This window comes from Pseudonocardia sp., from assembly GCF_025465255.1.
Classification (GTDB): domain Bacteria; phylum Actinomycetota; class Actinomycetes; order Mycobacteriales; family Pseudonocardiaceae; genus Pseudonocardia.
On the sequence record NZ_JAODNI010000256.1, the window covers coordinates 1 to 8,240 of the forward strand.

Annotated in this window: 10 protein-coding genes; 4 read left to right on the forward strand and 6 right to left on the reverse strand. The window is 68.8% G+C overall.

All coding sequences use genetic code 11. The annotated features are described in order from the left end of the window. Positions 1-15: 15 nt before the first annotated feature. Complete coding sequence (locus JWP64_RS31250) at positions 16-537, forward strand: hypothetical protein (RefSeq protein WP_297504238.1); 522 nt, start codon at positions 16-18, stop codon at positions 535-537. A 213-nt stretch (positions 538-750) separates the two neighbouring features. Here the strand turns inward: JWP64_RS31250 and JWP64_RS31255 are convergent, their stop codons facing one another. The 3 genes from JWP64_RS31255 to JWP64_RS31265 all read right to left on the reverse strand — a co-directional run bounded on the left by JWP64_RS31255 (position 751) and on the right by JWP64_RS31265 (position 3,046). Next, positions 751-1,311, reverse strand: a complete 561-nt coding sequence (locus tag JWP64_RS31255; protein WP_297504241.1) for a putative toxin-antitoxin system toxin component, PIN family — start codon at positions 1,309-1,311, stop codon at positions 751-753. Between the two features lie 12 nt (positions 1,312-1,323). Beyond that, positions 1,324-1,779 (reverse strand): helix-turn-helix domain-containing protein, encoded by a 456-nt coding sequence (locus JWP64_RS31260; RefSeq protein ID WP_297504242.1) that lies wholly within the window; start codon positions 1,777-1,779, stop codon positions 1,324-1,326. 205 nt (positions 1,780-1,984) lie between these two features. After that, a complete protein-coding gene (locus JWP64_RS31265; RefSeq protein WP_297504244.1) occupies positions 1,985-3,046 on the reverse strand; it encodes a hypothetical protein in 1,062 nt (353 codons plus the stop codon). 606 nt (positions 3,047-3,652) lie between these two features. Between JWP64_RS31265 and JWP64_RS31270 the strand changes: the two genes are divergently transcribed. Continuing rightward, complete coding sequence (locus JWP64_RS31270) at positions 3,653-3,970, forward strand: hypothetical protein (protein ID WP_297504246.1); 318 nt, start codon at positions 3,653-3,655, stop codon at positions 3,968-3,970. Beyond that, complete coding sequence (locus JWP64_RS31275) at positions 3,967-4,128, forward strand: DnaB-like helicase C-terminal domain-containing protein (RefSeq protein WP_366890909.1); 162 nt, start codon at positions 3,967-3,969, stop codon at positions 4,126-4,128. Before JWP64_RS31270 ends, JWP64_RS31275 begins: the two co-directional genes overlap by 4 nt. 127 nt (positions 4,129-4,255) lie before the next feature. On the opposite strand, the gene JWP64_RS31280 is transcribed toward JWP64_RS31275, so the two are convergent. The 3 genes from JWP64_RS31280 to JWP64_RS31290 form a co-directional block, all read right to left on the reverse strand. Further along, positions 4,256-5,644 (reverse strand): hypothetical protein, encoded by a 1,389-nt coding sequence (locus JWP64_RS31280; RefSeq protein ID WP_297504248.1) that lies wholly within the window; start codon positions 5,642-5,644, stop codon positions 4,256-4,258. Beyond that, positions 5,629-6,045, reverse strand: coding sequence for a hypothetical protein (locus tag JWP64_RS31285; RefSeq protein ID WP_297504249.1), 417 nt, complete (start codon positions 6,043-6,045; stop codon positions 5,629-5,631). Before JWP64_RS31285 ends, JWP64_RS31280 begins: the two co-directional genes overlap by 16 nt. A gap of 67 nt (positions 6,046-6,112) precedes the next feature. After that, entirely contained in the window at positions 6,113-6,853 is a 741-nt protein-coding gene (locus JWP64_RS31290) for a hypothetical protein (protein WP_297504251.1), read from the reverse strand. Between the two features lie 756 nt (positions 6,854-7,609). On the opposite strand from JWP64_RS31290, the gene JWP64_RS31295 reads away from it, so the two are divergent. Next, complete coding sequence (locus JWP64_RS31295) at positions 7,610-7,936, forward strand: type II toxin-antitoxin system Phd/YefM family antitoxin (RefSeq protein WP_297504253.1); 327 nt, start codon at positions 7,610-7,612, stop codon at positions 7,934-7,936. Positions 7,937-8,240: the final 304 nt, after the last annotated feature.

The window sequence follows — 8,240 nt, forward strand, 5'->3', positions numbered from 1 at the left end:
GGAATGGAGGTGTCCATGACTGCATCGACCACCGCTACGGGCCCCGGCGCGAAGATCGATACTGAGTTCGTCCGCCACTGGAGCGAGCGGTACCCGATCACCAGCGACCGCCGCGTCCTCGACGAGATCGGGCCCGCCGTCGCCGCCCGCGGGCACTACACGATGGACGAGCTGCTCGTCGTCGGCCGATGGAAGGCGACCCGCGCGACCGGGTACATGCGGCGCAACACCGCCGAGGACGTCGAGGCCATCACCAGGCTGGCGCTCACGGCACCGGACCACCTGGCCCACCGCGTCCTGCGGCTGCTTGCCGGGGTCCTGGACCCTATGGCCAGCGCGCTGCTCACCGTCGTGCACCCGGACCGCTTCACGGTGATCGACGTCCTCGCGATCAAGACCCTGCGAGCGCACGGGGAGTTGGACGCCTGGCCTAGCTATCCGGCCTACCTGCAGCTCTGTCGCGGGCTGGCCAACCGGACTGGAGCGGACCTGCGCACCCTCGACCGGGCACTGTGGAAGTGGGGCAAGGACCACTAGCGCGACAGCCCCACCACAGCGAAGCGGCGACGCCGTCCCGCCGCTCGGGACAGCGCCGCCGCCTCATGACTGCGCACCGCACACCCACCTCGGACCTCGACCGTGTGGCGGAAGAGCAGCCGGGAGCCACCCGGGCCGAGGTCGGTGACGTCGTGCCCGGCCCGGGCACGACGATCGTCTGGCCGAGATCGTCGAGGCCGGGGCGGCGTGCCGTCAGAGCAGGTGCCGCCGGACCTCGTCGGCGAACCGCGGCACTCCGGCGCGCTCCAGCGGCCGCAGCAGGTCGACGACCTGCATCGGACCGTTGATGTGCACGTAGCGGTTCACCTGCTCGTGCAGGCAGTTCATGACCAGCGCCGGATAGAGGTCGAGCTGGTCGAGCAGGAAGTCGTCCGGGGTCACGGCGTTGATGTCGAAGGGCTTGAGCGCGGACTTCGGGAAGTCCTTGATGTTGAACGTGACCAGCACCTCGACGTTGCCGCGCACCGCCGCGGCCAGCACGTGCCGGTCCTTCTCGTCGTTGGTCATGCCGTCGATCAGGTGCTCGTAGCCCTCGACCTCGGCGTCCGGGAAGGCGGCCTGCATGCGGCCGAGGCGGTGCGCTACCTGCGCCGGGGTCATCTGCGTCTCGCGGGCGAGTACCCGGCCCAACTCGTCCAGCACGCCCCGTGACCACAGCGGCCTGAACGTTCGTGCGTCAGCCAGCGTGAGCAGGGTGTCGCTCAGGTACTGCGGGAAGAGTACGCAGGTGTCGAGGAAGGCCGGGAACGCCAACGGAACGTCGTCCTATCGAGTCGGTCGCGGAGTCGCGGTAGCGGCGTACAGGTCGTGCTCTCCGGCCTCGTCGACCATGGCGGTGAGCTGCTTCTTGCGCTCCACCCGAGCCCGCTCCTGGTAGTCGAGTACGTCGGTCAGCAACACCCGGCGGTGACGGCCTCGCGGCTCGAACGGGATTTCCCCGCTCTCCAGCAGCTTCACCAGTGTCGGGCGGGAGATGCCGAGCATGTCGGCAGCCTCCTGCGTGGTCAGCATCGTGTGCTGCGGCACGACAGTGATCGCCAAGCCCTTAGCCATCGCCTGCAGCACCTCCTTGAGCACCCGATATGCCTCCGCGGGCAGGTCCCAGCGCACGTCATCCGGCCCGACGAGGGCGGCCTTGCCCTCGTCGCGGAAGGCCGCAACCATCTTGGTCAGCGCCTCGGTCTCTTCCGGTGGCATCACTGTTCGATCGTGGAACGTCATGGCGTATCCCCTTTCGCCGATGCCCATGGTACCTCTAATCGAAAAAAACGAAAGCGACTTGGACCTCCCGGGCGACACCGTGGACGCTGAACCCCCCTGCTCTCCCGCAGGTCAGAGCCCGCTCGTCGCGGCGCGCCACCTGCTCGCCCGCACCCGACCGGACGACGATGACCCGGCGCCCCGCCAAGGGATGGGGCGTTCCGGGTCAGGCGATGGCGAACAGGCCGGCCAGGCCCACGAGATAGAGCACGAGGACGATGAGGGAGTCCATGCCCATGCCGAGGACGCGGCGCGAGGGCCGGAACAGCAACCCGACGATGTAGACGACGGTAAGCAGCATTCCCACGGCGGTGAGGTAGATGTCGGTGGCCTGGGCCTGTGGCAGCACGGCTTTGCCCGAGAGCAGCGTGGCGAGCAGGAACAGCACCGGCAGGAACGCGTTGCCGCCGAAGATGTCGCTGACCGCGAGCTGGTCGTCGCGCTGGCGGACCGACTGCAACCCGGTGGAGACCTCGGGTAGGGAGGTGGCCGCGGCGAGGATCGTCGCGCCGAACAGCACGCCGGACAGGCCGATGGCCCCGGAGATCGCGTCGCCGGCGCGTTCGAGCACCACGCCGCCGACGAGGGTGATGACCGCGGCGATCCCGAAGACCGTGGCGGCGCGGGCGGTGGAGACCTGTTTCTCGCTGGCCTGCTGTTCGGTCTTCTGCTGGCTGTGGCCCTGCGGCTCGGCCTGCCCGTCCGGCGCCTGCCCGGACTCGTGCCACGGCAGCGCCCGGTTCGCCCGGCCCACCAGGACCAGCCCGACGATCCACAGCACCGCGATCAGCACTGACGCCGGCCCCAGGCGAAACGCGATCAGAGTGTCCGGCAACTGCGATCCGGCGACGACGACCACCAGGACGGCCACGACGAGGAGCCCCTCGACGACCAGCACCAACGATGCTGCGCGGTAGGTCAACGGCCGCCCGCGGTGCCGGCTCGCGGCGTCGAGGATGACCAGCACCACGGTCTGGATCGCGATCCCGCCGAGGATGTTGCCCACCGCCACACCGACGTTCCCGGCCAGCGCCGCGCTGGCGGTGATGGCGATCTCGGGCAGGTTGGTCGCCACCGCCAGCAGGATCACCCCGCCCAACGCGCTGCCCAGATGAAGGCGTGTGGCGAGCACGTCGGTCTGGTTGGACAGCGAGATCCCGGCGATCCACACCGCTCCCGCCGCCGCAAGGAAGATCAGCGCGGTCAGCCACAGGGGCAACGACTCCACAACAGTCCTTTCACCAGGAGCTCACCACCGCCGCACGGCCAGGAACGAGACGACTGGCCGGCCCGGAACACGTTCTCGCCACTCTCCGGTCCCGTGTTCGCCGCGTCCCAGTCGGTCAGGTTGTAGACGGTGACGAGCGTGGCCCCTGCGGCAAGATGGAACAGCCGCGCCCGCGGGTCTCGCCACGCCCCGACCGTGGCGGGCCCGGCGATGAACCCCGGGGCGCTGTACCGGCTTGCTGCGCGATCTCGACTGAACGAGGCCGGGCCGCGGTTCCCGCCAGCAGCCCGACCTCTGGCTGCTCAACTGCTCCCCAGCGCTCAGCAACCATGTCCGTCGAGACGGCCATTGGGTGCCCCAGACTCGAGACCTTCAACCCTCGACAGGAACCCTCAGGCAGGAATGCAACGGGGCACCGCCAAGCTTCTACCTCATTGTCGTATGTGCGGTGATTTGCAGAGAGATGGATGTCGCCGACGACACACTCGTGCCCCAGGCCTCGGCCCGACATCGCCCTTCTCGCGATGGTCGAAATGCGTTCATGGCTCGGGACCTGGCGCATGGGGCCGATCTGAACTGTCGGTGGCGTGTTGCAGGCTCCCCCACATGAGTGATCTCAGTCCGGACTGGCCCGACCTCGCGCGGCTGCAGGAGTTGCTGCGCGAGTCCAAGGCGACCAACGAGCGCAGCCAGACGATGCTCGACGACCCCGAAGGCGCGGACCTGATCCGCAAGGCGGAGGGGATGCTGGAGACCGGCATCCGGCAGGGCCGACGGGACATCGCCGACCAGGCCGCGGCCGTGCTCCAGAACCTGCTGGAGAAGGAGGCCGATCTACGGCAGAGCATGGACGAGAGTCGCGTGGCGCAGGCGCAGGGGCGCGCCGTGCTGCAGGACGAGCTCCACCGGCGCAACCGGCCATGAAGGCGCGCCGGCTGAAGCAGCGCAACGACCTGAAGGACGACCCCCGCGCGGGCGAGGCGGACCTGATCCTGGCCAAGCACCGAAACGGGCCGCAGGGCACGATCACCGTGGCGCATCAGCTGCACTACAGCCGGTTCACCGACCTCGCCCAGAGCTGAGCAGGTTATGGCTTCTGTCGCCGCGAGACTCCGCAGGTCAAGGGCTCCGCGCTGCTCACTGACGGGTCAACTCGCACCAGATCGGGCCATCCTTGGGCTTCTGGTGCGGCGTGTGGGCATCGGTGGTCTATGCACGGCGATGAGGGGCCTGTTGCTGCTGGGGTACTTGTGCTGGCTTGGGGCCGGCGACACCTTGTGGCGACTGGGGATCGAGCGTGCGTACGGCGTGACGCAGCACCCCCTTCTGGACAGCTCCGAGGGCGGTCTGAGCCCGCTGCCAGGCGGTCATCGCCTGCGAGGACCCTCCGCCGTCGAGACGGGCAACCTCGCGGTTGGCAAGGTGCTGAGCCCCCTCGGCGACGCGCTCGGCCACCCAGGCCCGAAACGGGGCCGCGATCGCCGCAGCGTGCGGTTTCCAGTCCTTGATCGTGTTCCCGGTGGCGGCAAGCGTTGTCATCGTCAAGCCGATCACCGCGGTCAGCTGCATCTTGGTATCGCCGGCCAACGACACCGATGTCATGCCCACGCCCGTCATTGCCGAGGTCGCGAAGAACAAAGTGCTGTGCGAGCCCAGCCGTTCGCCCCGTAGTTCGGTTGCTCGTTGCCGGGCACGGTCAGCGACCTCCCGGGCCCGTCTGGCCTGAACAATGGCCGCCCCAGCGACCAGGGCCTGATCGAGGTCGGCATCGACCGGCCTGGTGCCGCGGGTGGCCGACCCGGGGTTGCGGACCATGTCCAGGGCGGCCGCCGCGCTCATCTGGCGCACCATCGTGTCTCGGATGTTCGACTCCAGATCGCGCATGGTCGACTCATCGATCGCCCTCGCTGGTGCCGCCGGACCAGGGCGGATGCCAATGGTGAACCCGCCGGGTTTCAACAGCTGCCGGGCCCCGTCGACCCGGAGCAGCATGGCCGCCACATCGCTGGCCGGTGCCGGACGAAACTCTGCCCCCAGCTTTTCCCGTGCCTCACGCAAGGCCCTGTGGAGCGACCAGTCCGCTCCAAGACCTCCCTCGAGTTGCATCGCTGACTCGATATGGTGGATCCCGATGTCCCGATCGGGCGGCCCGTCGGCGCGTGCCTCCTGGGCGGCAAGGCTGTGCAGTCCGTGGAAGATCTCCCACGCCTCGACCGGCCGCCCACGATCCCGCCCGTTCTGACGCAGCCGCTCCCATGCCGGGGTCCCGCCGGAGGCCGTGTTGCGGATCCCTTCAAACCACCGAGTGTCGGTCGACTGACCGCCACGCTCGGCCCCCGAGCCCGCTTGCCGTACGAGGCCATCCAACGCGTGAACCGCCAAGCTCTCATAGTCACCCCGCCGGCCAAGTAGGGTTGCCTCTGCCTCGCGGAACTCAGCCAGCATCGACCGCCCGGTCCGCTGACCCGCGGCAAACTCCTCGAGCAGCCCCAGCATCATCTCGGAGCGAAGCTTGCGCGCCAGGACGCTCATCGCGACCTTGACCACTTCGAGGTCGGGAACGTCGACAGCTCCAGCCGATGTCATCGCCGCAGCCATCCGCGGCGCCGGCCACTGTCCTTGCGGCGCTGCTGTTCAAGCCGGCGGAGCTGAAAATCGCTGTCCGGCTCGCCGCCGAGCAGACGTTCCTCTCTCTCACGCCTCTCCCGCGCGTAGGAGGCTGCGACCTCGGCGGAGCCCTCGAGCCTCAAGAACATCGCGGTGAGCTCCAACTGATCCTCATCGCTGACCACGGCATAGCCGCGCTCGAGCTCACCGGCACCCTGCGGCACGGCCCACCACAGGCGCTCGTAGAACGTGGGCCCGACGTCGAACTCCGGGAAGATCGGGCGAGCTTCACCGGCCGCGATCAGCTCGTCCATGTCCGCCACCGAGATTCGTCCAGGCTCAGCGGGAGGCGGGTTCGGCTCGTCGCGCCGCGGCGGCAAGATCTGGATCATTGAGGCGCTCCTTCAGCTGGTCCGGCCACGATCTCCGCGGCCACCTGTGAGGTCTCCATCAACATCATCAGCCACTTGCCGGATAAAGGAACAGGTCTCGGCGGACCTGGACACGATCGGTCTTCTTGCCGGGTGGCACGCCGACCCCGAAGTACTCGTTAACGAGCTGGGGTGAGGCCCCCGGATCAGCGCTGCGGTCGGCCCCCGTGCGCCCGTCGAGGACGACCGAGCCGTTCCCGGTCTCGCCGTACACCGCGCCATGCCAAGCCGCGGTGATCACCTGGGGTGCAACGCGGGTTCCGCCCTGGTCAGGCAGCTGCCACAACAGCCGAGCCGTGTTGGAATCGATCCCAAAGGCTCGGTCACCGAACCCTGCCGTGAAGCAGACCGTCACGTCCCGCTCGTCCCAGCGGCACTGAGGGAAGTTCTCGAAGCTCGCATCGGCGGACTGAACCTGGCGGCCGCTATCGCCGGCCAGCAACCGGAAGAAGGACTTGCCGCTGGCGTAGACCTTTCCCGCGACCGCGACCAGGTTCGCGCCCGCGACCTGCACGTGGCCGCTATCCGCGGCGGACCACCGCTGCACTCCGGTCGCCGCCGCGAGCCCGCGAAGCATGCTCGGGCCCAAGCCCTGCGCGCCGCTTCCCGTGGTCGGGCCGACCGCGGTGTCCCCGGCGACCGCCGCAGCCTTGAAATCAGGTGCCGTCCAGGCGATCCGGCGGGCGGCCAAGTCGACCCCGAACGAGGACGCCCCGAACGCGTTGTCGATGCTGACCACCGCCACCGCACCATCGCTGCTGATCCCCACGACCCTGGTTGAGAGCCGCACACCCGGACTCGCCCACTCCCCCACCGGCATCGGGACAGTGAAGAGACGAGCCCCGGTATCCGCACGAGCCGCCACCAGCTCCGCCGCACTGTGCGGCGCCGCGGTCCCCGAGCCGACCAGACGTACCGGAAAAGCCCCGACCACGACCGGAGCAGCCCCCGCCCGCGCCACGACCGGCTTCCCGATCGCATCCGAGCCCTCCGTAGACACTCCGAACGGCTGACCGATAGGGGCCGCCGCCGGAGCAACCTGCCCCGACAACACGTCAACCCGCAACAGGCCAGAGTCCGTGGCCGACCACCCGGCAGTACCGTCCAGAAGCCCGAGCTCCGGTACCAGACCGTCGACCGGCAGGGGCCGACCGGAGACAGAAGTGAACGCGGTCGGCGGGTCGAACGCTCGTGGCGCTGGCGTGGTCGGAGCACCTGTGTCCGGTGAGGCGGTGTCGCCGCCAGACGGACCACCACACGCCGCCACCAGCAAACCTGCCAGCAACACCAAAGCTGCAGCGCGCGGGGGCACACGACTCTTGGGTATAACCAGGGTCCGTGACACGCGCAATCCTCCCGCGTCGATTGCCATCCGTTTTGGACCGCAGTATAGATGCAGAGTCAGTTGGGCAGTACTCAGAGCGAGAAGGAGGCTGCGCTCTGCGGCTCGCCAACGACCACACATGACAGATCGCGGCCGGCCTGCCTCCCGCAGGACGTGTACACAATTCGTTACACTTGCTGGGTGGCCGCACCAGAGATCCTGAGTGTCCGGGAGTTCCGCACGGGGCTCACCGCAGTGATCAAGCAGGTGCAGGAGCCGGGCGCGGACCCGGTGTTCGTCGGGGCCCATCGCAAGCCGGAGGCCGTGATCATGTCGGTGTCGCGGTACGAGCAGCTGCAGCGGGCCGCCGCGCTACGGCGCGAAGCCGTCACGGAGGCGCTCGCGTCGGTGCGCGCCGAGGGGCTTGAGCCCAGCGCGGAAGGGCTGGACATGTTCGAGGCCATCGCCGAGGGGCGGATGACTGTCCAGGAGGCCCGTGAGCGCACGCTGGCCCGCTATAGCAGGTGAGCCAAGTCCCCTACCTTTACCCGCGGGCCGGGGTCCTGCGCAATCGCCTGGGCCTCACCGACCCCGGCGAGCTTGACCGGGCCGAGGCGGATCTGACCGGGTACCGGCTGGTCGAGTTGGGTGAGCGGGCCCTGCCGGGTGCCTACGATCTGGCCCACCTGCAAGGCCTTCCGCTTCATTTTCGGCGATCTGTACGGCTGGGCCGGCGAGCTGCGGGCGGTCTCGATCGCCAAGACAGACCTGTTCTGCCTCCCGCAGAACCTCGTCGGCTTCGCCGAGGACGTCTTCGGCAAGCTCGCCAGAT